Below are 26,213 nucleotides of genomic sequence, written 5' to 3' on the forward strand. Positions count from 1 at the left end.
AATGCGCTGGATCACCCACCCCGGCTGGCCCGGTAACCTGCTGGCCGTGGTGGCTGGCGCGCTTACCACCCTCGCCCTTGCACCCTACGATATCTGGCCGCTGGCGCTGGTTGCGCTCGCCCTGTTTTATCTCGGCCTGCGCAATCTGAGCCCGCGTCAGGCGCTGGGTCGGGGTTGGTGCTTCGGTTTTGGCCTGTTCGGCGCTGGCACCAGCTGGATCTACGTCAGTATCCATAACTTCGGCGGTGCTTCGGTGCTGCTCGCCGGATTCCTGATGCTGCTGTTCATTGCCTGCATCGCCTGGTTCTTTGCCCTCCCCGCCTGGCTGTGGGCCCGCTGGATTCGCCGCAACGAAGCACCGCTGGCCGACGCACTGGCTTTCGCTGCCTTGTGGCTGGTCCAGGAGGCATTTCGCGGCTGGTTCCTCACCGGCTTCCCGTGGCTTTATTCCGGTTACAGCCAGCTTGATGGCCCATTGGCAGGCCTCGCGCCGCTTGGCGGGATGTGGCTGGTGTCCTTTGCGCTGGCACTGACCGCCGCGCTGCTGTGCAATCTTTCACGCTTGCGGACACGCAAATCATTTCTGGCGGTTGGCGTGGTGTTGCTGGTCGCGCCCTGGATTACCGCCTTGGCGTTGAAAAACCATGCCTGGACTTCACCCGCTGGTGCACCACTGAAAGTTGCCGCCATTCAAGGCAACATCGAACAGCACATGAAGTGGGACCCCGAGCAGCTTAATGCTCAATTGGCGCTCTATCGCGACATGACCTTCCGCTCGCAGCAGGCGGATCTAATCATCTGGCCGGAAACGGCAGTGCCGGTGCTCAAAAGCTCTGCCGAGGGCTACTTGAAGATGATCGGGCAGTTCGCGACAGAACGCGGTTCGGCGCTGATTACCGGCGTCCCACTACGTGAAACCAATGATCGCGGCAGCTACAGCTATTACAACGCAATCACCGTAGTCGGTGAGGGCCAAGGCACCTACATGAAGCAGAAGCTGGTGCCCTTTGGCGAATACGTTCCTTTGCAGGACCTGTTGCGCGGCCTGATCGCCTTCTTTGACCTGCCGATGTCCGACTTTGCGCGCGGCCCAAGTGATCAGGCGATGCTGCAAGCCAAGGGCTACCAGATCGCGCCCTTCATTTGCTATGAAGTGGTGTATCCGGAGTTCGCGGCAGGGCTTTCCGCGCAAAGCCAATTGCTGCTGACGGTGAGTAACGACACGTGGTTCGGCACCTCCATTGGGCCACTTCAACACCTGCAAATGGCGCAGATGCGAGCACTGGAAGCCGGTCGCTGGATGATCCGCGCTACCAACAACGGCGTGACGGCATTGATCGACCCGTTCGGCAAGATCACCACGCAGATCCCGCAATTTGAACGCGGCGTGATGTATGGCGAAGTCGTGCCCATGCAGGAATTGACGCCTTACCTGCGCTGGCGCTCATGGCCACTGGCGATTGTCTGTGCGCTGTTGATTGGCTGGGCGCTGGTGGCGAGCCGGATTTCCAAGACGGTGTAACAGCACAGCTCGCAGGATAGCGCGGTCTATGTGGGAGCCGAGCTTGCTCGCGATAAGGGCACCGAAATTCAGCAGGTAAATCACCTACCCCTTATCGCGAGCAAGCTCGGCTCCCACAAGTTATCGGTAGACCCACGGATAAACCAGCAACCCCGCCGCTTCATTGAGCAATTGTCCGCTCTGCCAGATCGCCCGGCTTTCCGGCAGCCAGCCGCCAAAGACGCGTGCGTTGTCGGCACTTAAAAACCCAACGGGTGCGCCAACTACGGTAAATCCGGCTTTTTCAAAGCTCCAGATGGAGCGCGGCATGTGCCAGGCCTGAGTCACGATCACCACCCGCTTGATACCCAAAGGCTGCAACATCGCCGCCGTCATCGTAGCGTTCTCCCAGGTCGTGCGACTCGAACCTTCCTGCCAGCGAACCTGCACGCCGAAGTCGTTTTCCAAAGACTCAGCCATGATGGCCGCCTCACTCGGCGGTTCGCCGTAATGCAGGCCACCTGTCGTCAGGATCGGCAGGCCGGATGCCTTGGACAGCCTGGCCGCATAGCGCATACGTTCAAGGGCCACACCTGTGGGGATATCAGCTCCCCAGCTCGGATCATTACGCTCGCGGCCCGACCCGAGAATTACAATCGCGTCAGCTCGTTGCGCCAGGGTCGCCCATTCGCCAAGTGGCAGAGGCGGAACCGTCTCGATCCCGCGGGCCGCAGTCTCCACAACCACCGGCAAACTCATCAGCCACAGTCCGCCCAGCCCTACCGCAAAACAGCTCGCAGCCAGACGCGGCCGGGCCCGGCGCAGATAAAACGCCACCAGCAACAGCAGGAAGAAAATACCGGGCGGCAGGACAATTGCTTTGATCAAATAGCGGACAGGCATCAGGCATCTCCAGAAGATGCCCGAAGCCTAGAAGGATTGACGCCAAGCAACAATGCTTGTGATGCAGACTTGTAGCCCGCGAACGTTAACGCCTGAAGAGATTGCTTGAATTGTGACGGTTCAACCTGGCCAATGACATGGCTCGCTTCTTGTCCTTCAGCCAGATTACCTTGGCTGAAGATGACGGCACCGATGCCGCCTCAGCGGGCTCCCGTGAAACGATGAAACTCCCTGGCACATCAGGGCTTACGTCACCACCTGCCGCAACGCCAGCGTTATTCAAATAGGCTTCAATCAAATCGAACTCGGCACGACTCAGGCCACGGAGTTCAAGCTCCTCAGGCCACTCGTCACGAAGTCGTACTGCAATATCTGCCGTTTCCAGAGCAAGGCCCAGCCGATTAATCAAACGTTCGTACAGATCATGAGTTGTATCTGTGTGCTGCAGCTCTGTCATCCGCTCACCTCATCGAAGATAAAACATACCCTCGATATTGAGCTTAGCGCCGCTGTCAAAACCGGTGCATTGCTGCGACAAACGGCGGCTGACTGCCGCTGAACTGGCCCTCTCGAGCAAACGGCCACGTAAATCAGGGTTTCCCTCGATAGTCGGCGCTCATGTATGCTACGGCGCTTCCTGTAATTCCACTTCCGCTCGCTCGAGCCCGAAAGCACCGCACAGGCAGTTTCCATTGTCCGGCAGCGGTGCCGACCTGAATCGGCGATGCAACGAAGAGGTCAAGGGTCACCAATCTTTAGTAAAAAGTAGCCATGCACGAACTCTATCAGCCCCGTGAAATCGAAGCCGCCGCCCAAACCTTCTGGGACGAGCAAAAGTCTTTTGAAGTCAGTGAACAGCCAGGCAAGGAAACCTTCTATTGCCTATCGATGTTTCCTTACCCTAGCGGCAAGCTACACATGGGGCACGTGCGCAACTACACCATTGGTGACGTGATCGCTCGCTACCAGCGTATGCAAGGCAAGAATGTCCTGCAGCCAATGGGCTGGGACGCATTCGGCATGCCGGCAGAAAACGCCGCGATGAAAAACAACGTCGCGCCAGCCAAGTGGACCTACGAAAACATCGCCTACATGAAGACCCAGCTGAAAAGCCTCGGTCTGGCGATCGACTGGTCCCGCGAAGTCACCACCTGCAAACCAGACTACTACCGTTGGGAACAGTGGCTGTTCACGCGCCTGTTCGAAAAAGGCGTGATCTACCGCAAGAACGGCACCGTGAACTGGGACCCGGTTGACCAGACCGTTCTGGCCAACGAACAAGTCATCGATGGCCGCGGCTGGCGTTCGGGCGCAATCATCGAGAAGCGCGAAATTCCGATGTACTACTTCAAGATCACCGCTTATGCGGATGAGCTGCTGGAGAGTCTCGACGAGCTGCCGGGCTGGCCCGAGCAGGTCAAAACCATGCAACGTAACTGGATTGGCAAATCCCGTGGCATGGAAGTTCAGTTCCCGTACAACCAGGCTTCCATTGGTGAAGCCGGCGCGCTGAAAGTTTTCACCACCCGTCCGGACACCCTGATGGGCGCGACTTATGTCGCCGTTGCCGCCGAACATCCGCTGGCTACCCTGGCCGCGCAGCACGATCCGCAGCTGCAAGCATTCATCAACGAATGCAAAAGTGGCAGCGTCGCCGAAGCCGACGTTGCCACCCAGGAAAAGAAAGGCCTGCCGACCTCGTTGTTCGTCGAGCACCCACTGACCGGCGAAAAGCTGCCCGTCTGGGTCGCTAACTACGTACTGATGCATTACGGCGACGGCGCTGTAATGGCAGTCCCTGCACACGACGAGCGCGACTTCGAGTTCGCCTCGAAATACGACCTGCCAATCAAGGCCGTAGTCCGCACCGGCGCAGGCGATGAAACACCTGCTCCGTGGCAGGCGGCTTACGGCGAGCACGGCACGCTGATCAACTCCGGCGAGTTCGATGGCCTGGATTTCGCTGGCGCATTCGACGCGATGGAAGCAGCACTGACCAAGAAGAGTCTCGGTCAGTCCCGCACCCAATTCCGTCTGCGCGACTGGGGCATCAGCCGCCAGCGCTACTGGGGCTGCCCGATCCCGATCGTGCATTGCGACACCTGCGGCGACGTGCCTGTTCCAGAAGATCAACTGCCCGTTGTATTGCCTGAAAACGTCGTACCCGATGGCGCTGGTTCGCCATTGGCGCGCATGCCTGAGTTCTACGAGTGCAGTTGCCCGAAATGCGGCGCACCGGCCAAGCGTGAAACCGACACCATGGACACCTTCGTGGAGTCCTCGTGGTATTACGCTCGTTACGCCTCGCCTCACTACGAAGGCGGTCTGGTCGATCCTGCTGCGGCTAACCACTGGCTGCCGGTTGACCAGTACATTGGCGGTATCGAGCACGCCATCCTTCACCTTCTGTATGCGCGCTTTTTCCACAAGCTGATGCGCGACGAAGGCCTGGTGACCTCGAACGAACCGTTCAAGAACCTGCTGACTCAGGGCATGGTCATCGCCGAAACCTACTATCGCCTTGAAGCCAACGGCAGCAAGACCTGGTTCAATCCGGCAGATGTAGAGCTTGAGCGCGACAGTAAAGCCAAGATCGTCGGCGCCAAACTGATCAGCGACGGCCTGCCCGTCGAGATCGGTGGCACCGAGAAAATGGCCAAGTCGAAAAACAATGGCGTCGACCCTCAGTCGATGATCGATCAGTACGGCGCCGATACCTGCCGCCTGTTCATGATGTTCGCCTCGCCACCTGACATGAGCCTGGAATGGTCCGACTCCGGCGTTGAAGGCTCGCATCGCTTCCTGCGTCGCGTCTGGCGCCTGGCGCAGAGCCACGTTACTCAGGGTCTGCCAGCAGCGCTGGACATCGCCTCTCTTGATGACGGCCAGAAAGTCATTCGCCGTGCGATCCACCAAGCGATCAAGCAGGCTAGCCAGGATATTGGTCAGCACCAAAAATTCAACACCGCCATTGCCCAGGTGATGACGCTGATGAACGTGCTGGAAAAAGCCCCGCAGGCCTCCGCTCAGGATCGCGCCCTGATTCAGGAAGGTCTGGAAACAGTTGCCCTGCTGTTGGCACCGATCACACCGCACATCAGCCACGAGCTATGGAACAAATTGGGCCACAGCACGCCTGTTATCGACGCTGGCTGGCCGGTTCTGGATCAAACTGCATTGGTTCAAGACAGCCTGCAACTGGTCATTCAGGTTAACGGCAAGTTGCGCGGTCAGATCGAAATGCCAGCCAGCGCTACCCGCGAAGAAGTCGAAGCGGCTGCCCGTGCCAACGAGAACGTACTGCGCTTCGTCGATGGCCTGACCATCCGCAAAGTCATCGTAGTGCCCGGCAAACTGGTCAATATCGTCGCAAGCTGATGGGATCGAGCGCCCGACAATGATCGGGCGCTGAACATATTTCCTGGGTTCGCACAGTCGGCCCAAACGGATTCAAGGGGAGCATCAAGATGATCAAACGCAATCTGCTGGTTATGGGCCTCGCCGTACTGTTGAGCGCCTGCGGTTTCCAGCTGCGTGGCACTGGCGAAAACCAGCTGTCCATCAAGGAACTGGATGTCAGCGCACGTGACGCCTACGGCAAAACAGTCGTGCAACTGCGTCAGGTTCTGGAAGGCAGCGGTGTCAAAATCTACCAGGGCGCGCCCTACAAGCTGGTGATTCTCAACGAACAGGAAACCCAACGTGCCGCGAGCTCCGCGGGCGCGGGTCGTTCGGCTGAGTACACGCTGAACACAACGCTTAACTACCAAATCAGAGGCGATCAGAATCGCGAGTTGCTGACCCGTAAAGTACAGGTCGAAAAGATCTATGTGCATGACGGTAATAACCTGATCGGTTCCGATATGCAGGCTACGCAAGTTCGCAATGAGATGCGCAGCGACGTCATCCAGAATCTGATGGCCCAACTGCAACAACTGACGCCAGCGCAACTGGATGAGCTGCAAGCTAAGGCTGACGCCGTTGCCAAAGCAGAAGCCGATGCACTGGAAGCCGCTCAACGCATTCGCGACGAAACGCCACAACAGTCGCCGATCGAAATCCCGTCTCGTTAAGATGTAGAGGGCCGGTTAACGCTGGCCCTCGATGCCTACCTGTTTGAAATGCATTCCCCCTGTAGGAGCCAACTTGTTCGCGAGACGCCAGGCCTGCGTAATCAAAACTACCGCCTCGCCAACAAGTTGGCTCCTACAGGGACCGTGTTTACTGCTTGATGGCGCTTTGTCAGGGACACCGAGGAATTTCAGATGAAACTCGCCCCCGCCCAACTTGGCAAACACCTGCAAGGTGCTCTCTCGCCCGTTTACATAGTCAGCGGCGACGATCCACTGCTGTGCCAGGAAGCCGCCGACGCGATTCGAGCTGCGGCCCGACAGCAAGGTTTTGACGAACGCCAGGTCTTCAGCGCCGACTCCAGTTTCGACTGGGGCACGCTGCTGCAGGCCGGCGCAAGCATGTCGCTGTTCGCCGAGCGCCGACTGCTTGAGTTGCGCCTTCCCTCCGGAAAACCTGGAGACAAAGGGGCTGCTGCCTTGATGGAGTACTGCGCCCGCCCCGCCGAAGACACGCTGCTGTTGATCAGCTTGCCAAAGCTTGATGGCAGCGCGCAGAAAACCAAATGGGGTAAAGCGCTGGTCGAAGGGGCGCAGACCCAGTTCGTGCAAATCTGGCCGGTAGATGCCGGGCAATTACCCCAATGGATTCGCCAACGCCTGTCTCAATCCGGGTTGGCAGCCACCCAAGATGCCGTCGAGTTGATCGCGGCGCGAGTGGAAGGCAATTTGCTGGCCGCCGCTCAGGAAATCGAAAAGCTCAAACTGATGGCCGAAGAAGGCCAGATTACTGTCGAGACCGTACAGGCAGCCGTAGCTGACAGCGCGCGTTTCGACGTTTTCGGGCTGACCGATGCCATCCTCAACGGCGAGGCTTCTCACGCCTTGCGCATGCTTGAGGGCCTTCGAGGCGAAGGTGTTGAGCCGCCAGTGATTCTCTGGGCTCTCTCTCGAGAGCTGCGAGTACTGGCAAACCTTGCACTGCAATTCAGTCAGGGCATGCCACTGGACAAAGCGTTCAGTTCAGCCCGACCGCCCATCTGGGACAAGCGCAAGCCGCTGATGAGCAAAGCACTGCAACGCTATTCCGCCAAACGCTGGGCCGAACTGCTGATGGATGCGCAACGCATTGATGCGCAGATCAAAGGCCAGGCAGTTGGCTCGCCTTGGAGTAGTTTGAGCCGGTTGTCGCTGCTGATGGCAGGTCAGCGTCTGGCGTTGCCAGCGGAGTAAACACGGTCTGCACAGGTGAAACGAGTTTCCTGTGGGACTGGATTTGCTGGCAAATAGATAACCCTCCACAGAGATTTGCCAGCGATAGCGCAGATCAATTAGACACTACCCTGTCTTGGGTCGATCATTCGCGCCGCTTACTTAACATCCGAGAGAACATCACCATGAAAAAGTCCAAACGGCCCAACAAGGCCAAATCCATCATTGCCCAGCCATTGTTCCGCAGCCGTCAGGAACAACCCGGCAAAGGCAAAGGCAGCTACCGCCGCGAAGCCTTCCAGTCTAAAAGCTGGGAGGCTTCTTACTTTCTGGCTGCCTGAAACATCGCGACTGTTCCCCGAGGTCCTTTCGGGCCTGCAGGCGTGATAAGGTCTGCATCTAACGGTAATACCTTGGACCCAAGCATGCCCTCTTGTTTTTTCCGACGTTGGCAAATGCGCCAAATGATCGCTGCCTCCAGCCTTATCCTGTTAGTTGCCTGTGCGGAAAAACCGACAGCAGCCGATGCCACGCCTCTTCCACGCGTTATCACCACGCCGCTGGCCTCACCGGCTCCGGCCATTGCCGTGGATGCCAATCTCGAGATTCTGCCCACCATGAGCTTTGCCGACTGGCAGGCTGGTTTCCGCGCGCAGGCACTCAAGGCAGGTATCAGAGCAGACATTTTCGACCGTGCCTTCACAGGCGTGACGCCGGATATGAAGGTGGTCAAAGCTGATCGCAGCCAGCCGGAATTCACTCGCCCGGTGTGGGAATACCTGGACGGTGCGATCTCTGACGCGCGCGTTCGCAAAGGGCAAGCTTTGCTCAACCAATATGCTGGCGTCCTGCAAACCATCGAGCAGCGATACGGCGTAGACCGCAATGCGTTGGTTGCGGTATGGGGCATGGAGAGTAATTTCGGGCAGTTCCAGGGTTCGCAATCGGTGATTCGCTCACTGGCGACGCTTGCTTATGAAGGCCGCCGTCGCAGTTTCGCCCAGGATCAGTTGCTGGCCGCACTGCAAATTCTGCAACAGGGCGACATAGCCCCTGAGCAGATGATCGGTTCCTGGGGCGGTGCCATGGGCCAGACGCAGTTCATCCCGACGACGTACAACACCCATGCAGTGGATTTCGACGGTGACGGTCGCCGGGATATCTGGAACAGCGCTCCGGATGCCCTCGCGTCGACTGCGCACTACCTGCAAAGCTCTGGCTGGCAGACCGGTCAGCCTTGGGGCTATGAGGTCAAACTCGCCAGTGGTTTCGACTACGCACTGGCTGACGCCTCGACCCGTAAGAGCCTGGCCGAGTGGCAGCAACTGGGCCTGACGCTGCCTAGCGGCAGTGCCCTGCCTGCGACCGCCTTACAGCAACAAGCCGCACTGTTGTTACCCGCTGGCTACAAAGGCCCTGCGTTTCTGGTGATGGATAATTTCCGCGCAATCCTGCGTTACAACAACTCTTCGTCTTACGCATTGGCGATCGGGCTGTTGTCAGGACGATTCCAGGGTGGCGGCCTCGTCGAAGGAAGCTGGCCGCGTGGAGACGTCCCTCTGAGCCGTTCTGAGCGCATGGAGCTGCAAAGCCTGCTCTCGGCCAGCGGCTACGACGCAGGCAACCCGGACGGCATTATCGGCGCCAATACGCGCAAAGCCATTCGCAGCGCTCAGCAAGCGTTGGGCTGGCCAGCAGATGGGTATCCGACGCAGGAATTGTTGCAAAACCTGCGCAAACCATAGAGCCAGGTAAATTTGCGCGGACACTTGTAGGAGCGAACTCATTCGCGAAGAGAGCAGTACATTCAGCACATTTTCATTGGCTGGAGTACCGCTTTCGCGAATGAATTCGCTCCCACGGGAATTTTGTTTTCAGGTCAACATAGAGTCTCCCGCATGAAATTGCGTTCTTCCGTAGGACCGACTTTAGCCGCAGCGCTTAGCAGGCGTTGGGATGGCCAGCAGATGGGTATCCGACGCAGGAATTGTTGCAAAACCTGCGCAAACCATAGAGCCAGGTAAATTTGCGCGGACACTTGTGGGAGCGAATTCATTTCGCGAAGAGGGCAGTACATTCGACACATCGTCATTGGCTGGAATACCGCTTTCGCGAATGAATTCGCTCCCACGGGAATCGTGTTTTCAGGCCAACAAGAGTCTCCCGCATGAAATTGCGTTCTTCCGTAGGACCGACTTTAGCCGCAGCGCTTAACAGGCGTTGGGCTGGCCAGCAGATGGGTATCCGACGCAGGAGTTGTTGCAAAACCTGCGCAAACCATAGAATCAGGTAAATTTGCGCGGCCACTTGTGGGAGCGAATTCATTCGCGAAGAGGGCAGTACATTCGACACATCTTCATTGGCTGGAATACCGCTTTCGCGAATGAATTCGCTCCCACGGGAATTTTGTTTTCAGGCCAACAAGAGTCTCCCGCATGAAATTGCGTTCTTCCGTAGGACCGGCTTTAGCCGCAGCGCTCAGCAGGCGTTGGGATGGCCAGCAGATGGGTATCCGACGCAGGAATTGTTGCAAAACCTGCGCAAACCATAGAATCAGGTAAATTTGCGCGGACACTTGTGGGAGCGAATTCATTCGCGAAGAGGGCAGTACATTCAGCACATTTTCATTGGCTGGAGTACCGCTTTCGCGAATGAATTCGCTCCCACGGGAATTGGGTTTGCAAGCCAACATAGAATCTTTAAGAGTCTGAACATTCGCAAACAAAAACGGGCCGGATAGTGATATCCGGCCCGTTTGTTTTGTATCTCAAACGATCAACGCTTAACGCGTCAGACCATCGCCTTGACGGCAATCTTGGCCTGCTCGTCGGCGTGGTACGAAGAACGCACCAGCGGGCCGGACGCCACGTTTTTGAAGCCCATCTTGTAACCTTCCTCGGCGAACCAGGCGAAGGTGTCCGGATGCACGAAGCGCTGCACCGGCAAGTGGCTGCGGGAAGGTTGCAGGTATTGACCCAGGGTCAGCATGTCAATGTCGTGCTCGCGCATGCGCTGCATGACTTCGATGACTTCTTCGTCGGTTTCGCCCAGGCCCAGCATCAAGCCGGATTTGGTCGGCACGTGCGGGACCATTTGCTTGAAGCGTTGCAGCAGGGTCAGCGACCACTGGTAATCCGAACCCGGACGCGCAGCCTTGTAGAGACGCGGCACGGTTTCCAGGTTGTGGTTGAACACATCTGGCGGCTCGGCTGCAGTGATCTCCAGCGCGACGTCCATGCGGCCACGATAGTCCGGAACAAGCGTTTCGAGCTGCACGTTTGGCGACAGCTTGCGGATCTCGCGGATGCAGTCGGCGAAGTGCTGGGCACCGCCGTCACGCAGGTCATCGCGGTCTACCGAAGTGATAACGACGTACTTGAGACGCAAATCAGCGATGGCAACGGCCAGGTTGGTCGGCTCGTTGACGTCGAGCGCCTTCGGACGACCATGGCCCACATCGCAGAACGGGCAGCGACGGGTGCAGATATCACCCATGATCATGAAGGTCGCAGTGCCGCCGGAGAAGCACTCGCCCAGGTTCGGGCAGGAAGCCTCTTCGCAAACGCTGTGCAGTTTGTGCTTGCGCAGCAGTTGCTTGACGCGATCAACCTCAGGGGAAACCGGAATACGAACGCGGATCCAGTCAGGCTTTTTCGGCAGATCGACAGTTGGAATGATCTTCACCGGGATACGCGCAACTTTTTCCGCGCCACGCAGCTTAACGCCAGCCTCAACTTTAGGGCGAGGTGCACGCTCGGAAACGTCGACGGTTGGGATCAAGGTTTGCACGGCAGTTTCAGTCGCAGTAGTCATAATCAGTCGATTCCGCCCGTTAGGGTCGTCTGCTCAGCATAGTCGAGGTGTTTGACGAGCTGCGTACGCAGCCGGGCACTTACCTCGGCAAATTCAATCGGGCCCGCATGATCGCACAGCTGGGTCATTGCCAGCCCTGCGTATCCACAGGGATTAATCCGTCGAAAGGGCTCAAGGTCCATGTCGACGTTCAGCGCCAGACCATGGAATGAGCAACCGTGGCGAATTCGCAGCCCCAGGGACGCGATCTTCGCTCCATCGACATAAACACCCGGTGCGTCAGCCTTGGCTGCGGCCGTTACACCGTAACTGGCCAGCAAATCGATCAGGCTGTTCTCGATCCGGGTTACCAGATCACGTACACCGAAACCAAGGCGCCTGACATCGAGCATCAGGTAGACCACCAATTGGCCGGGGCCATGATAGGTCACTTGGCCGCCACGATCGACCTGTACCACCGGAATATTACCCGGTAATAGCAAATGTTCGGGTTTGCCGGACTGCCCCTGAGTGAAAACCGGTGCGTGCTGCACCAGCCAGATCTCGTCCTGAGTGTCTTTACCGCGCTGGTCGGTAAAGCGCTGCATCGCATGCCAGGCCAGTTCGTAATCGATCTGGCCGAGCTCTCGAACGCCCAGCATTGCGCCCATCAAAGCACCATGTGCACGCGACCCGTAGCGCGCAGTGCGCTATTGATGTCACGCAGTTGGTCTTCGCCGGTTGCAACGATGTGCAACTGGATAGTCGTGTACTTGCCGTTGCTGCTTTGGCGTTCGGCGAGCGTGGATATCTCGATCTTGGCGTATTTGGCCAGAATCTCGATCACGCTGTCTTTGAAACCCACACCTGTGTCACCGATCACTTTGATCGGATAGTCATCGCAGGGGAATTCGATTTTGTGCGACTTGACGTCGGAATCTGTCATGGCAGTAAAGGTCTCACAAGCCGTGAAGACGGAAACGCGCCCAATCAGGGTATGAGTGGGCGCGTCGTGGTCAGCGTTGTACTGGAATCAGTTGAACAAGCCGAAGAAGAACAGGCGAATGCTATCCCACACGCGGCGGAAGATGCCACCTTCCTCGACAGCGTCGAGGGCGATCAGGTTAGCGGTATGGACGACTTTGTCTTCCATTTTCACTTCAACCTTGCCGATCACGTCGCCCTTGGCGATTGGCGCAACCAGCTGCGGGTTCATGGTCATGCTGGCGGTCAGCTTCTTCATCTCGCCTTTTGGCATGGTCATGCTCAGGTCTTCAGCCAGGCCAGCCTTGATTTGACGCTCGGTGCCTTTCCAGACGGTTGCCTGAGCCAGCTCAGTGCCCTTCTGGTAGAAGTTCTGGGTTTCGAAGAAACGGAAGCCGTAAGTCAGCAACTTCTGGGTTTCAGCCGCACGGGCCTGCTCGCTGCTGGTGCCAAACACCACAGCGATCAAACGCATGCCATCACGAACGGCAGAAGACACCATGCAATAGCCCGCTTCATCGGTGTGGCCGGTTTTCAGACCATCAACGGTCTTGTCGCGCCAGAGCAGCAGGTTGCGGTTAGGTTGCTTGATGTTGTTCCAGAAGAACTCTTTCTGCGAGTAGATCGCATAGTGAGCCGGATCTTCATGAATGATCGCGCGAGCCAGAATCGCCATGTCGTGGGCCGACGAATAGTGCTCCGGGTTCGGCAGGCCTGTCGGGTTCATGAAGTGACTGTTGGTCATGCCCAGATCGGCAGCAGTCTTGTTCATCATGTCGGCGAATGCGTCTTCGCTACCGGCGATGTGCTCGGAGAGCGCTACGCTGGCGTCGTTGCCGGACTGAATGATGATCCCGTGCAGCAAATCGCTGACGGTGACCTGGCTGCCCACTTTGATGAACATCCGCGAACCGCCGGTACGCCAGGCGTTCTCGCTGACGGTCACCGGATCATTCTCGCCGATCTGCCCACGACGAATTTCCAGCGTCGCGATATAGGCAGTCATCAGTTTGGTCAGGCTGGCAGGCGCCAAACGCTGGTCGCCGTTGTTCTCGACCAGAACGTTACCGCTGCTCGCGTCCATCAGCACATAGGCTTTGGCAGCCAGTTGCGGAGCGGAAGGCGTCATCTGTTCAGCGGCCCAGGCAGCCGGAGTGATGATCAGCGGTACAAGCAGGCACAAGCGTTTTGCAAAGGTGGTGATGTTCATCCGTCTCTCGAAATTGCTAATGGGCAAACATGCCCTCACGGGCAAAGCTTAACGGGCCGATGGAAGCGGTACCGCTCACAACGACCGGCGGTGCCAGGCTCTAATCCTGGCCCATGAACCGCCTGCTTGACAGACAGACTCATGGACAATTGCCTGCGCGGCTTGCTCTGGTGGCAATCGTTCGGCAGGCAATTGTAAAACCGATGCGTCCCGTATATCTCTGCGGGACGTAAACAGCTCTTAATCCAGTGTCACGACGCTAGGCTGGCCCAGATTGGCTGACCTTACGCTGTTTTGCATTTGCTGGGCTTCACCCTGAGTGCCGATCGGTCCCATTCGAACTCGATAGAGTGTCTGTTGATTGCGGGCTATCGAACTCACGAACACCGGAGCCCGAACCATTCCGCTCAATTTCGACCTCAGGAGCTCCGCAGCGTCCGGGTTGGCGAACGCGCCCACCTGGAGATACAGCCCAGAGGCTGGTGCGGAAGCGTTTTTTTTTGCGTCAAACGGCACCGCAGGCGCAGCGTGCTGTTGCGGCGGTGGCGTGTACTGCTCGATGGTCCCGGCGGATGCAATCAATGCCGGGGCTGCAGCTTGCGGAATGGCTTGCGGCTGGCTAGGCAACAGCGGCGCAGGTCGCCCATTCTGAGCCAGCCATACCTGTGGATCGATACCCTCGACCTTCACCCGCGCCGTACCGGTCTCGGCATAGCCGAGCTTCTTGGCGGCAGCGTAGGACAAATCGATGATGCGATCCGAATAGAACGGCCCGCGGTCATTGACCCGCAGGATCACCGTGCGGTTGTTGTCCAGATTCGTCACTTTGACATAGCTGGGCAGCGGCAGCGTCTTGTGCGCCGCGCTCATGCCATACAGGTCATAAACCTCGCCGTTGGCGGTGTTCTGCCCGTGGAACTTGGTGCCATACCAGGACGCAGTGCCCGACGCGACATAGTTCCGCGAATCCTGGATCGGGAAATAGGTTTTGCCCAGCACGGTGTATGGGTTCGCCTTGTACGGCCCGGTGTGCAGGCTCGGCGTAGCATCCGGAATACGCGAGATATCCACGTCCCACCAGGGCGCGCCATCTTTATGCGCACGGTTGATGTCCAGGCCCGGTGGCGAAGAAATACCGGCGGTGCCCTTCTGCACAGGACGGCTTGGGGACGAACAGCTGACCACCAGCAATGACAGCGAAGCCAACGCCATCAACTTCAACGATGTAACCATCGGCAATGCCCGCATTACTTGACGCCCCGAGCTTGAACCAACAATTCAGACAGCTGATGAACACTCATGGCGTACATCACACTGCGGTTATAGCGAGTGATTGCATAAAAATTCTTCAAACCCATCCAGTATTCAGGTCCGTTTTCGCCTTCCAGCTTGAATGCGGTCACTGGCAAGTCGTCGCGCAGCGCATCATGACTCGACCACCCCAAGGCTCGCAACTCCCCGACGGTCTTTACCGGATCAATGCCCGGTGTGAGGCCTTCATCGACACGCTCACCGCGTACGCTCGCCAGGCTGACAACCGGCTCGCCAGCTACCCAGCCATGCTGCTTGAAGTAACTGGCCACACTGCCAATGGCATCATCCGGATCGGTCCAGATATTAATGTGTCCGTCGCCGTCGAAATCCACGGCATAGGCGCGGAAGCTGCTCGGCATGAACTGCGGCAGCCCCATCGCACCAGCATAAGAGCCCTTGAGCGTCAGCGGATCAACCTGCTCTTCCCGTGCCAGCAACAAGAACTCGCGCAGTTCCTTGCGGAAGAAGTCAGCACGCGGCGGGTAGTCGAAGCCCAGCGTAGACAGTGCATCGATCACTCGATAGTTGCCGGTATTACGCCCGAAAAAGGTTTCGACACCGATGATCGATACGATGACCTGAGCCGGAACGCCATACTCCTGTTCCGCGCGTGTGAGCGCAGCTTCGTGCTGACGCCAGAAGTCCACACCTCGCGCAATTCGCGCGTCAGTGATAAACATCGGGCGGTAGTCTTTCCATTGCTTGACCCGCTCGGCCGGGCGGGAAATCGCGTCAAGAATCGCCTGTTTGCGTTCTACTTCGCGAAATACTTCGATCAGTTGTTCGCCAGCGAAACCATAGTCCCGAGTCATCTGGCCGACAAATTCGGCGACTTGCGGCGAACCTTCGTAATCGCCGGCGAATGCTTCCTGAACAGATCCAAGGATGCCAACCAGGCCGACCACCGGAGCATATCGAGCCCAGCTACGCACTACTTGCATTGAATTCTTCACCTTAATCAAACCTGAGCGATCCATTTACGGTGTGTATGGATCGACATCAAAACTCCAAAGGCTGACAGCAGCGTCACGAGCGAAGTTCCTCCATAGCTAATGAAGGGTAACGGCACGCCCACTACCGGCAACAGGCCACTGACCATACCGATGTTGACGAAAACGTAAACAAAAAATGTCATTGTCAGCGCACCCGCCAGCAATTTGCCGAACAATGTCTGGGCCTGAGCGGTAATCACCAGCCCGCGCCCGATGAGCAGCATGTAGATCAGCAACAGCGCACAAATCCCCACCAGCCCGAACTCCTCGCCCAGTACAGCGATGATGAAGTCGGTGTGGCTTTCCGGCAGGAAGTCCAGGTGTGACTGAGTACCGAGTAGCCAGCCTTTGCCGAATACGCCGCCGGATCCGATGGCCGCTTTTGACTGAATGATGTTCCAGCCAGTACCCAGCGGATCACTTTCAGGGTCAAGAAAGGTCAGCACTCGCTGCTTCTGGTAGTCGTGCATGATGAAAAACCACATGGCGACAGATACCGGCACCGCAGCGGCGATCACGCTGATAATCCAGCGCCAGCGCAGACCGGCCATGAACATCACGAACGCACCCGAGGCCAGAATCAGCAGCGAGGTGCCAAGGTCTGGCTGGCGAACGATCAAGGCAAACGGAACGCCGATCAGCGCCAGACTCACCCCAACATGCTTGAGCTGCGGCGGCAGGGTTCGCTTGGACAGATACCAGGCGATGGTCGCCGGCATGATGATCTTGAGGAACTCGGACGGCTGAAAGCGGATGACTCCTGGGATATTGATCCAGCGCGTGGCACCCATGGCGTTGTGGCCCATCACATCCACCACCACCAGCAATAACACGCCGATCACGTATAGCACCGGGACCCAGCGAGCCATGAAGCGCGGCTCCAACTGGGCAATGATCACCATTGCCACCAGACCAATACCGAACGAACTCGCCTGCTTGATCAGCAAGTCCCAGTTCTTACCGCTGGCCGAATACAGGACGAACAGGCTGCCCGCCGCCAGGGTCAACAAAAGCACCAGCAAAGGACCATCGATATGAATGCGCTGCAAGAAGGTCGCGCGGCGACGCATCACGTCTTCGCTGGACAAAATGCGGTCGAAATTACTCTTCACTGGCACTGGCCGCGGCCTCCACGGCTTGAGCGCCGCCATATTCAGGTTTGAGTGTTCCGTCAGGTTTGAGCAGCCAGGCATCCATGACCTGACGAACCACAGGCGCCGCGACACCTGAGCCGGACTCGCCATTTTCGACCATGACCGAAACCACAATCTTTGGATCATTGGCCGGAGCAAAGCCTACGAACAGCGCGTGGTCGAGGTGACGTTCCTGAACCTTGGAGCGGTCGTACTTCTCGCCCTGCTTGATTGCCACCACCTGCGCGGTGCCGCTTTTGCCAGCGATCAGGTATTGAGCACCAATGGCGGCTTTGCGCGCTGTACCCCGGGCGCCGTGCATAACCTGCTGCATGCCGTGGTTGACCTTGTCCCAGTCAGAGGGGTTACGCAACACGATATTGGGCATCGGATTTTCATCAACAGGCTTCTCACCCTCGATGCTCTTGGCCAGATGTGGCCGGTTCCACACGCCTCTGTTGGCAACCAGCGCGGTGGCCTGGGCCAGCTGCAACGGCGTGGCCTGCATGTAGCCCTGACCGATCCCGAGAATCAGTGTTTCCCCCGGGAACCAGGCCTGACGACGGGTCGCACGCTTCCAGTCACGGGATGGCATCAGGCCGGGAGACTCTTCAAACATATCCAGAGATACTTTTTGTCCGATACCGAACTTGTTCATGTATGCGGAGAGCCGGTCAATGCCCAGCTTATGGGCCAGATCGTAGAAATAGGTATCGTTGGAACGCATGATTGCGGTATCCAGATCCACATAGCCATCGCCGGTGCGGTTCCAGTTACGGTATTTGTGATCGTAATTGGGCAATTGGTAATAGCCCGGGTCGAACACCCGACTTGACGCTGTCACAACACCCGAATCCAGTCCGGCAATCGCCACAGCGGGCTTGATGGTCGAACCGGGCGGATACAAACCGCGCAGAATCCGGTTGAACAGCGGCCGATCGATGGAATCACGCAACTCGGCATAAGCCTTGAAACTGATGCCGGTTACAAACGGGTTCGGGTCGAAGCTCGGCGCGCTGACCATCGCCAGCACCTCGCCGTTTCTCGGGTCCATGGCCACAACTGCGCCACGACGCCCTGCCAGTGCTGCTTCGGCGGCTTCTTGAAGCTTGATATCCAGGCTGAGGACGATGTCCTTGCCGGGCACCGGATCAGTGCGCTTAAGCACTCGCAAGACACGACCACGGGCGTTGGTTTCGACTTCCTCGTAACCCACCTGACCGTGTAACTGATCTTCGTAGAAACGCTCGATCCCGGTTTTGCCAATGTGGTGAGTACCGCTGTAGTTGACCGGATCGAGGTTTTTCAGCTCTTTCTCGTTGATCCGCCCCATGTAACCCACAGAGTGTGCAAAGTGCGGACCCTGAGGGTAATGCCGAACGAGCTGCGCAACGACTTCCACGCCAGGCAACCTGAACTGGTTAACCGCCACGCGGGCGATCTGCTCTTCAGTCAGCTCGAAAAGGATAGGCACCGGCTCAAATGGCCGCCGCCCCTGCTTCATGCGCTTTTCAAAGATCAGCCGGTCGTCCGGTGTCAGTTCCAGCACCTCGACGATGGTGTCCAGCACCTGCGCCCAGTCGCCAGAACGCTCGCGGGTCATGCTCAAACTGAAACTGGGCCGGTTGTCAGCGATCACCACACCATTGCGGTCGAAGATCAACCCACGGCTCGGCGGAATCGGCTGTACATGGACGCGATTGTTTTCCGACAGGGTCGAGTGATAGTCGTACTGAATGACCTGCAAGAAATACAGCCGGGCAATCAACACACACACCAGCGCCACCACGGCCACAGCCCCGACCACGACGCGACCACGCACAAGGCGTGCGTCTTTCTCGTGGTCTTTTAGGCGAATCGGCTGAGACATGAGGGCGCGATGCTATTTGTGATAGGGGTGCCCGGACAGAACTGTCCAGGCGCGATAGATCTGTTCGCCAATGAGGATGCGCACCAGAGGGTGCGGCAACGTCAAAGGTGACAATGACCAGCGTTGCTCGCTGCGCGCACAGACTTCCGGGGCCAGCCCTTCCGGGCCGCCCACCATAAGATTCACAGTTCGTGAATCAAGGCGCCAGCGGTCCAGCTCAACCGAGAGTTGTTCGGTGCTCCATGGCTTGCCGTGCACTTCCAGGGTCACGATCCGCTCGCCCGGTTGCACTTTTGCCAGCATGGCCTCGCCTTCCTGACGGATCAGGCGGGCCACATCGGCATTCTTGCCACGGGTATTGAGCGGAATTTCCACGAGGTCGAGCGCCAGTTCGGATGGCAGACGCTTGGCATATTCATGCCAGCCTTCTTCCACCCACTTGGGCATACGCGAACCAACGGCAATCAAACGCAGACGCACAATAAAGCCTTATTCGACTTCGTTGCCTGGCGTGTGGTGCGCAGCGCTCGCAGCACGGCTCTGCTCGGCACCCTGCCAGAGGCGTTCCAGGTCATAGAACTGACGAGCCGCGGCAGTCATCATGTGCACGATAACGTCGCCCAGATCGAGCAGTACCCAATCGCTTTCGCCCTTGCCTTCTTCGCCCAAAGGCTGTGCGCCGCGGGCTTTGACGTTTTCGCGAACCTTGTCGAGCATCGCGTTGATCTGACGGTTCGAGGTACCGGTGGCGATAACCATGTAGTCAGTCAGACTGTGCTTGTCTTTCACGTCGATGACCAGGATGTCCTGGGCTTTGACGTCTTCCAGAGCGGCCTTGGTCAGTTCAACCAGCTCTTCGCCGGAAATGTTGTGTTTTTGCTTGGTCATATAAAACTCATTCAGTTCAATTGGGAGCACGGTACAGCCCGTGCTCCTCGATGTAGGCCAGTACGGCGTCTGGCACCAGAAAACGTACCGACTTACCGCTGGCCAGCAGTTGGCGGATCTGGGTGGCAGACACCGATAAAGGCGTCTGCCAGACGAATGTAATGTGCCCGCCGGGCCCCTTAAGGGCCTTCGGATCGCTGACCGCGCGGGCCGCTAGCAGGTTGCGCATGGCATCCGGCGACTCGCTGTCGGCGTCCGGGCGCTGGAGCACCACTATATGGCAGTGCTCCAGCAACTCCTCCCAACGATGCCAGGTGGGTAGCCCGCAAAAAGCATCCCAGCCCAGCAACAGGAACAACTGGTCCTCTGCGGCCAGTTCGGCGCGCATCGATACCAGGGTGTCGATGGTGTACGACGGTTTGTCCCGATTCAGTTCACGGTCATCCACCGTCAAGGGCGTCACGCCGGCCACTGCGCAAACGACCATCGCGAGACGGTCGTTTGCGCTGACACTCGGCATTTCGCGATGAGGTGGCCTGGCGCTGGGCGTCAGGCGCAACTCATCGAGTTCAAGCAACGCGGCAACCTCAAGGGCTCCGCGCAAGTGACCGATGTGAACCGGGTCGAACGTGCCGCCCAGCATACCGATACGTTTGGGCAAGACCTCAACGGCCTCGACTACAGCATCCGCGGGAATTGGCGCGTGCTGCACAGGTGCGCTCAAGTCAGGCTGGCTCCTGTCCGCGCAACTGGCCGTCGCCGATCACGATGTACTTTTCGCACGTCAGCCCTTCCAGACCGACCGGACCACGGGCGTGCAGCTTATCAGTAGAAATGCCGATCTCCGCACCCAATCCGTATTCAAAGCCATCGGCAAAGCTGGTAGGTGCATTGACCATTACGGAGCTGGAGTCGACTTCAGCCATAAAACGGCGAACCTGCCCCTGATGGTCTGAAACAATGGCATCGCTGTGATGCGAGCCATAGTGGTTGATGTGTTCGATGGCCTGATCCAGCCCGGTCACGATACGAATCGACAGAATCGCAGCCAGATACTCGGTATTCCAGTCTTCTTCGGTGGCCGGGATCGCTTCGATCAGATCGCGGGTGCGCTCGCAGCCACGCAGCTCAACGCCTTTTTCGCGGAACTGGGCAGCCATCTGAGGCAGAAATTCGGCGGCGATGGTCTGATCGACCAGCAGCGTTTCCATAGCACCACAAATGCCATAACGGTAAGTCTTGGCGTTGAAGGCAATTCGCTGAGCCTTGGGCAGGTCAGCGTGGGCGCTGACATAGACATGACAGATACCGTCCAGGTGTTTGATGACCGGGACACGCGCATCACGGCTGACACGCTCGATCAAACCCTTGCCGCCACGAGGAACGATCACATCCACGTACTCGGGCATGGTGATCAGCGCACCGACGGCGGCGCGGTCAGTGGTTTCAACCACTTGCACCACAGCAGCAGGCAGCCCGGCTTCAGCCAGACCGCGCTGTACACAGGCAGCAATCGCCCGGTTGGAGTTAATCGCTTCGGAGCCGCCACGCAAAATAGTGGCGTTACCCGACTTCAGGCACAGACTGGCAGCATCGATGGTCACGTTCGGACGTGACTCGTAGATGATCCCGACCACGCCCAGGGGGACACGCATCTTACCGACTTGAATACCCGACGGCCGAAAGCTCATGTCGCGGATCGCGCCAACCGGGTCGGGCAGATTCGCCACCTGACGCAACCCGACGATCATGCTGTCGATACGTGCGGGGGTCAGGGCCAGACGTTCAAGCATGGCAGGCTCCAGACCATTGGCGCGACCTGCGGCCAGGTCCAGATCATTGGCTGCGGACAACTCGTCGCGGGCTTCGTCCAGAGCGGCGGCGGTGGCAAGCAGGGCGCGGTTTTTCTGCGCGGTGCTGGCACGGCCGATCACTCGCGAAGCTTCGCGGGCGGCGCGACCCAGGCGGGTCATGTAGTCAAGAACGGACTCAGTCATGGTCTCAGAGGTCTTGGCAGAGAAGAAAGCGGCCGATTATAGCTGTCGGGCGCCGCTAACGACAGCGGTGACAGGCGGATGGTCGATAACGGGGCGAAATAGGGCGCAGGTTTTATCTTCAGGAGATCGCTCTGTGCTACTGACACACCCCTGCCGCGCAACAACCAGGTGAATTGTAGGAGCTGCCGAAGGCTGCGATCGCGGTGTGTCAGGGTAAATGCTTCGCAGCCTTCGGCAGCTCCTACAGATGCAGGCACATATTTTGAACTGTCACATTCAGCTGCAATTAAGCCGCGCATTGATATGATCAGCGCCCGCCCCTTTTGTGTACCCCGCTATGCCAATCCCCTTGCCCGACAGTTTCTTCAACCGCGACGCCCAGGTTCTGGCGCAGGCGCTGCTGGGCAAAGTGATCAGGCACAAGGTGGGCGATCTTTGGCTTGCCGCGCGCATTATCGAAACCGAAGCTTACTATTTCGCCGAAAAAGGCAGCCACGCATCACTCGGCTACACCGAAAAACGCAGAGCACTGTTTCTCGATGGCGGGCACATATATATGTACTACGCACGCGGCGGGGATTCGCTTAACTTCAGCGCCGAAGGGCCGGGCAATGCGGTACTGATCAAATCAGCCCATCCATGGGTCGATGCCGTATCGGATGCCAATAGCCTGGTCAGAATGCAATTGAACAACCCCGATGCCAGCGGCGCGCTGCGTGCGCCCGAGCGTCTTTGCGCAGGCCAGACGCTACTGTGCAAAGCGCTAGGCCTTAAAGTGCCTATGTGGGACGCGAAACGTTTCGATGCAAATTTATTGCTCGTGGAAGATGTGGGCCAAACGCCACCCCGTATCATCCAGACCACGCGGCTGGGCATCCCCCTGGGCCGTGATGAACACCTGATGTACCGCTTCGTGGACCCTGAATACGCTCGCTTCTGCACACGGAACCCGCTGCGACGCGGTCAGGTCGAAGGGCGCGACTACTTTTATCTCGATCAAGGAAATTAACCATGGGCCAATGGCTCGACAGCATCACCGGCTGGCTGGCGGTCAATCCCTCGTGGCTGAGCGTGGCTATCTTTTTGATCGCGTTCGTTGAATGCGTAGCGATTGTCGGGATTATCGTGCCGGGAACGGTCGTACTGTTTGCTGTTGCAGCGTTGGCCGGCAGCGGAATTCTGCCGCTGGGTGAGGTCCTGCTGCTGGGTTTTCTCGGCGGCCTTTTGGGTGATGCTGTTTCCTACTTCATTGGTCGTAAATACCATCAGAGCATTCGACGCCTTCCGGGCCTTCGTACCCATCCGGAGTGGATCGGCGGCGCAGAAACCTATTTCCAGCGTTACGGCATCGCCAGCCTGCTGGTCGGGCGCTTCATTGGGCCACTGCGGCCGATGCTGCCCATGGTGGCAGGCATGTTCGACATGCCGTTCCCGCGCTTCGCCGCCGTAAGCGTCATCGCTGCGGTAGGCTGGTCGATAGCCTATCTGCTACCGGGCTGGGCTGCGGGCGCGGCTGTTCGCTTGCCATTGCCGGAAGGTTTCTGGCCTCAGGCGGCCGTAGTCGGCGGTGGACTGGCGATACTGATCGGCGTCGCCATCCAGACCAGCCTGCGTTCCAAAAAGTACGCCACTGAAATCATCGCGGCGACCAGTGCAGTTCTACTCGCCGCCATATTCTTCGGTTGGCCGCACCTGACGCAGCTTGATAACGGCATCATGACGCTGATCCAGGAACACCGCAGCACAGTGGTCGATCAGTTCGTGATCGTTGTAACGGGCCTTGGTGATTTCCGTACCCAGTTCTTCGCCGCAGCCTTGTTGCTGGTGATATTGCTGATCACCCGACAATGGCGGCATGCGCTGTTTGCCTGCATAACGACGCTGGGTACAGCCTGCGCTAATGGCGGGATGAAATGGGTGTTCGCACGCCAGCGTCCGGAAGTGCTGCTTGAGCCGTTGACCACTTACAGCATGCCGAGTGGCCACAGCTCTGCCGCATTTGCATTTTCCATGACCCTGGCAGTACTGGCTGGTCGCGGCCAGCCGGTGCGGCTGCGCCTGACATGGCTGATGCTCGGCGGATTACCGGCGATCTCGATTGCCATGTCACGGGTTTACCTCGGCGTGCATTGGCCAACCGACGTACTGGCCGGAATGCTGCTGGCATTCACGCTGTGCGCTATCAGCCTGAGCGTGGTGCAGCGTCAGTCGTCGCTACCAGCCTTGCCGGTGCGTATCTGGTGGCTGATATTGCCTTCGCTGGCCGTGCTGTTCACCGGCTTCGCGTTGCACTCACTACCGCATGCGGTGCTGCGTTATCAGTACTAGCCCTGAAAAAGCATCCTATGCTGGCCTGGCAGATCAAATCCCCTGTGGGAGCGAATTTATTCGCGAAGGGGCCGGTACATCCGCAGCCTTTGTATCGACTGAAACATCGACTTCCCGAATGAATTCGGTCCCACAGGTCCATCATGACCCAAGATCCACGGCCAACCTGTGGGGGCTGTTACAGATACAATGTTGTTTCAAGCCTGAAGATCGCCCTGCATTTCGTCGAGCAGATCCTGGATGGCGTCCAGGCGATCTTCCGGGTCGTCGATTTCCAGCAGCTCGATCTTGTCCTCTTCGGTGAACGGCAGCAGATAGGCCAACTGATTGGCCAGCGACCACTGACCATTGGCCTTGAGCCCCATATTCAGGGCCTCCACCATCGGGTGCTCAGCTAGGGCTGCCAGCAGCGCCACCAGATCTGCGTCTTCCTCCTGAAGCGGGCGCTCCTGAGGCTCATCCAGCCATTGCACCTGAGCGATCAGTAACTGATCGCGCTGGGTTTCGGTGCTCAACACGCGAAACCGCCGTCCGCCTTCGACACGAATCCCCAGCAGACCGTTGTCCTGTGTCTGAAAGTCACGTACCAGTGCTTCACAGCCAATCAGGGAGTATTCGCTGGGAGCATCGCCGACTTCACTGCCCTGGGTGATGCACACCACGCCAAAACCTTCTCCCTGCTTCATGCAGCGCCCGATCATGTCCAGGTAGCGCGCCTCGAACAATTGCAGATCGAGAATGCACCCCGGAAACAGCACAGCGTTAAGTGGAAACAGCGGCAATGTCATACATGCACCTTTAAACGACCAGAGACACCGCCAACGGCAGGAACAACGCCGTGGCGACTCCCATCAGACTCATCCCGAGCGCAGCGAACGCGCCGCACTCCTCGCCTTCCTGCAACGCGATTGAAGTCCCGACAGCATGCGCCGTCAGGCCCAGCGCCATACCCCGCGCAGCAGGATTATCGACCCGCGCCAGCGTCAGCAAGCCGGGCCCGAATATAGCGCCAAGCACGCCGGTGATCAGAACGAACACTGCGGCCAGTGCTGCAACTCCGCCGATCTGCTCAGCCACCAGCATGGCGATCGGTGACGTCACTGATTTCGGCGCCATGGTCATCAAAATCATGTGATCGGCACCGAACCACACACCCAGCAGCAAACACAGCCCGGTGGCGAACACGCCGCCCACTACCAGCGTAGTTAAGGTCGGCCACAACAACTGACGAATTCGACGCAAATTCAAATAAAGGGGCACGGCCAGCGCAACGGTCGCCGGGCCCAGCAGGACGCTGAGGATTTCCGTGCTCTTGCGGTACTCCACATAGCTCACGCCACAGGCGGTCAGCACACCAATCAGCACCAGCATGGAGATCAACACCGGTTGCAGGAACACCAGACGAGTCTTCTCATAAGCGGCCAGCGCCAGTTGATAAGCGCCCAGAGTAATCGCTATACCAAATAGCGGATGATGAATCACCGACATCCCGGCGCCGTACCAATCAAGCGTCATGATGCCTCCCGGCACGCGCCTGACGTTCGATCAGTTTCTGCATCAGCCATCCGGCAAAAGTCAGGGCAATCAGCAGCGACAGCACCAACGCGCCGACAATCGCCCAGAAGTCTTCGGCAATTGCCGCCGCATAGACCATCACGCCCACTGCAGGCGGTACCAGCAAAAGCGGCAAGTAACGCAGCAGACTGCTGGCAGCCTGACTAATGGGCTCACTGACTTCGCCGCGCACCATGAGGAATGCCAGCAACAGCACCAGACCAATGATTGGCCCCGGCAAAATGGACAAGAACAAATGATTCAGCGCAGTGCCAAGTAATTGAAACAGCACCAGCCAGGTCAGGCCCCTTAGCAACATAGAAAGCTCCAGCAGATTCGCGGGCCATTATAAGCACCTTGTAGAGCTATGGATGGGCATTCGCGACATTAGGCTTCCTTGACCAATCCCACTCTCTCTGCTGATCTTGGTGTCGCAAGCGCAGGCAAAATCCTACGCAATAACAC

Annotated in this window: 25 protein-coding genes; 8 read left to right on the top strand and 17 right to left on the bottom strand. The window is 58.1% G+C overall.

The features are described 5' to 3' along the window. Window position 1 precedes the first annotated feature (1 nt). Window positions 2-1,522: an apolipoprotein N-acyltransferase gene (gene lnt, locus KDX30_RS09730; protein ID WP_231675628.1), complete on the top strand. Its 1,521-nt coding sequence runs from the start codon at window positions 2-4 to the stop codon at window positions 1,520-1,522. A gap of 120 nt (window positions 1,523-1,642) precedes the next feature. Here the strand turns inward: lnt and KDX30_RS09735 are convergent, their stop codons facing one another. Continuing rightward, window positions 1,643-2,404 (bottom strand): YdcF family protein, encoded by a 762-nt coding sequence (locus KDX30_RS09735; RefSeq protein WP_231675629.1) that lies wholly within the window; start codon window positions 2,402-2,404, stop codon window positions 1,643-1,645. 85 nt (window positions 2,405-2,489) lie between these two features. After that, window positions 2,490-2,861 (bottom strand): hypothetical protein, encoded by a 372-nt coding sequence (locus tag KDX30_RS09740; RefSeq protein WP_231675630.1) that lies wholly within the window; start codon window positions 2,859-2,861, stop codon window positions 2,490-2,492. A gap of 314 nt (window positions 2,862-3,175) precedes the next feature. On the opposite strand from KDX30_RS09740, the gene leuS reads away from it, so the two are divergent. The 5 genes from leuS (at window position 3,176) to KDX30_RS09765 (ending at window position 9,431) form a co-directional block, all read left to right on the top strand. Then, window positions 3,176-5,782 (top strand): leucine--tRNA ligase, encoded by a 2,607-nt coding sequence (gene leuS, locus KDX30_RS09745; protein ID WP_231675631.1) that lies wholly within the window; start codon window positions 3,176-3,178, stop codon window positions 5,780-5,782. A gap of 89 nt (window positions 5,783-5,871) precedes the next feature. Then, window positions 5,872-6,477 carry an LPS-assembly lipoprotein LptE gene (locus KDX30_RS09750; RefSeq protein ID WP_122707060.1) on the top strand — a complete coding sequence of 202 codons (606 nt, stop codon included), beginning with the start codon at window positions 5,872-5,874 and terminating at the stop codon, window positions 6,475-6,477. A 192-nt stretch (window positions 6,478-6,669) separates the two neighbouring features. Then, on the top strand, window positions 6,670-7,707 hold the full coding sequence (holA, locus tag KDX30_RS09755) for a DNA polymerase III subunit delta (RefSeq protein ID WP_027902326.1): 1,038 nt from the start codon (window positions 6,670-6,672) through the stop codon (window positions 7,705-7,707). A 164-nt stretch (window positions 7,708-7,871) separates the two neighbouring features. Then, window positions 7,872-8,027, top strand: coding sequence for an alternative ribosome rescue factor ArfA (gene arfA / locus KDX30_RS09760; RefSeq protein WP_027902325.1), 156 nt, complete (start codon window positions 7,872-7,874; stop codon window positions 8,025-8,027). A gap of 84 nt (window positions 8,028-8,111) precedes the next feature. After that, on the top strand, window positions 8,112-9,431 hold the full coding sequence (locus KDX30_RS09765; RefSeq protein ID WP_231675632.1) for a lytic murein transglycosylase: 1,320 nt from the start codon (window positions 8,112-8,114) through the stop codon (window positions 9,429-9,431). 1,045 nt (window positions 9,432-10,476) lie between these two features. Here the strand turns inward: KDX30_RS09765 and lipA are convergent. The 12 genes from lipA to KDX30_RS09825 all read right to left on the bottom strand — a co-directional run bounded on the left by lipA (window position 10,477) and on the right by KDX30_RS09825 (window position 21,866). After that, window positions 10,477-11,499 carry a lipoyl synthase gene (gene lipA, locus KDX30_RS09770; protein ID WP_027902323.1) on the bottom strand — a complete coding sequence of 341 codons (1,023 nt, stop codon included), beginning with the start codon at window positions 11,497-11,499 and terminating at the stop codon, window positions 10,477-10,479. 2 nt (window positions 11,500-11,501) lie between these two features. Continuing rightward, a complete protein-coding gene (lipB, locus tag KDX30_RS09775) occupies window positions 11,502-12,149 on the bottom strand; it encodes a lipoyl(octanoyl) transferase LipB (protein WP_027902322.1) in 648 nt (215 codons plus the stop codon). Beyond that, on the bottom strand, window positions 12,149-12,424 hold the full coding sequence (locus tag KDX30_RS09780) for a DUF493 domain-containing protein (protein ID WP_027902321.1): 276 nt from the start codon (window positions 12,422-12,424) through the stop codon (window positions 12,149-12,151). The genes lipB and KDX30_RS09780 overlap by 1 nt, the downstream gene beginning before the upstream one ends. Window positions 12,425-12,511: 87 nt before the next feature. Continuing rightward, complete coding sequence (locus KDX30_RS09785; RefSeq protein ID WP_027902320.1) at window positions 12,512-13,672, bottom strand: D-alanyl-D-alanine carboxypeptidase family protein; 1,161 nt, start codon at window positions 13,670-13,672, stop codon at window positions 12,512-12,514. 240 nt (window positions 13,673-13,912) lie between these two features. Then, window positions 13,913-14,920, bottom strand: coding sequence for a septal ring lytic transglycosylase RlpA family protein (locus KDX30_RS09790; protein ID WP_231667782.1), 1,008 nt, complete (start codon window positions 14,918-14,920; stop codon window positions 13,913-13,915). After that, a complete protein-coding gene (gene mltB / locus KDX30_RS09795) occupies window positions 14,920-15,927 on the bottom strand; it encodes a lytic murein transglycosylase B (protein WP_099268219.1) in 1,008 nt (335 codons plus the stop codon). The genes KDX30_RS09790 and mltB overlap by 1 nt, the downstream gene beginning before the upstream one ends. A gap of 17 nt (window positions 15,928-15,944) precedes the next feature. After that, window positions 15,945-17,048, bottom strand: a complete 1,104-nt coding sequence (gene rodA / locus KDX30_RS09800) for a rod shape-determining protein RodA (RefSeq protein WP_049827151.1) — start codon at window positions 17,046-17,048, stop codon at window positions 15,945-15,947. A 31-nt stretch (window positions 17,049-17,079) separates the two neighbouring features. Continuing rightward, a complete protein-coding gene (gene mrdA / locus KDX30_RS09805) occupies window positions 17,080-18,981 on the bottom strand; it encodes a penicillin-binding protein 2 (RefSeq protein WP_122707054.1) in 1,902 nt (633 codons plus the stop codon). A 12-nt stretch (window positions 18,982-18,993) separates the two neighbouring features. Continuing rightward, window positions 18,994-19,461: a 23S rRNA (pseudouridine(1915)-N(3))-methyltransferase RlmH gene (gene rlmH / locus KDX30_RS09810; RefSeq protein WP_027902315.1), complete on the bottom strand. Its 468-nt coding sequence runs from the start codon at window positions 19,459-19,461 to the stop codon at window positions 18,994-18,996. A 9-nt stretch (window positions 19,462-19,470) separates the two neighbouring features. Beyond that, window positions 19,471-19,869 carry a ribosome silencing factor gene (gene rsfS, locus KDX30_RS09815; protein WP_027902314.1) on the bottom strand — a complete coding sequence of 133 codons (399 nt, stop codon included), beginning with the start codon at window positions 19,867-19,869 and terminating at the stop codon, window positions 19,471-19,473. A gap of 16 nt (window positions 19,870-19,885) precedes the next feature. Then, window positions 19,886-20,530 carry a nicotinate-nucleotide adenylyltransferase gene (gene nadD, locus KDX30_RS09820; RefSeq protein WP_176560584.1) on the bottom strand — a complete coding sequence of 215 codons (645 nt, stop codon included), beginning with the start codon at window positions 20,528-20,530 and terminating at the stop codon, window positions 19,886-19,888. A gap of 64 nt (window positions 20,531-20,594) precedes the next feature. Beyond that, complete coding sequence (locus KDX30_RS09825; protein WP_099268218.1) at window positions 20,595-21,866, bottom strand: glutamate-5-semialdehyde dehydrogenase; 1,272 nt, start codon at window positions 21,864-21,866, stop codon at window positions 20,595-20,597. A 337-nt stretch (window positions 21,867-22,203) separates the two neighbouring features. Here KDX30_RS09825 and KDX30_RS09830 point away from each other — a divergent pair, with 337 nt between their 5' ends. Then, window positions 22,204-22,875, top strand: coding sequence for a DNA-3-methyladenine glycosylase (locus tag KDX30_RS09830; protein WP_231675633.1), 672 nt, complete (start codon window positions 22,204-22,206; stop codon window positions 22,873-22,875). A 2-nt stretch (window positions 22,876-22,877) separates the two neighbouring features. Then, a complete protein-coding gene (locus KDX30_RS09835) occupies window positions 22,878-24,194 on the top strand; it encodes a bifunctional DedA family/phosphatase PAP2 family protein (protein ID WP_231675634.1) in 1,317 nt (438 codons plus the stop codon). Window positions 24,195-24,391: 197 nt separating this feature from the next. Here the strand turns inward: KDX30_RS09835 and KDX30_RS09840 are convergent, their stop codons facing one another. From KDX30_RS09840 to KDX30_RS09850, 3 genes are read right to left on the bottom strand one after another with little or no spacing between them, the layout of a single operon-like run. Continuing rightward, window positions 24,392-24,982, bottom strand: a complete 591-nt coding sequence (locus KDX30_RS09840) for an LON peptidase substrate-binding domain-containing protein (RefSeq protein WP_231675635.1) — start codon at window positions 24,980-24,982, stop codon at window positions 24,392-24,394. A 10-nt stretch (window positions 24,983-24,992) separates the two neighbouring features. Continuing rightward, window positions 24,993-25,709: an LrgB family protein gene (locus KDX30_RS09845; RefSeq protein ID WP_027897920.1), complete on the bottom strand. Its 717-nt coding sequence runs from the start codon at window positions 25,707-25,709 to the stop codon at window positions 24,993-24,995. Further along, a complete protein-coding gene (locus KDX30_RS09850; protein ID WP_027897919.1) occupies window positions 25,699-26,067 on the bottom strand; it encodes a CidA/LrgA family protein in 369 nt (122 codons plus the stop codon). Before KDX30_RS09850 ends, KDX30_RS09845 begins: the two co-directional genes overlap by 11 nt. Window positions 26,068-26,213: the final 146 nt, after the last annotated feature.

The sequence above is a fragment of the Pseudomonas quasicaspiana genome, from assembly GCF_021147825.1.
Lineage (GTDB): Bacteria > Pseudomonadota > Gammaproteobacteria > Pseudomonadales > Pseudomonadaceae > Aquipseudomonas > Aquipseudomonas quasicaspiana.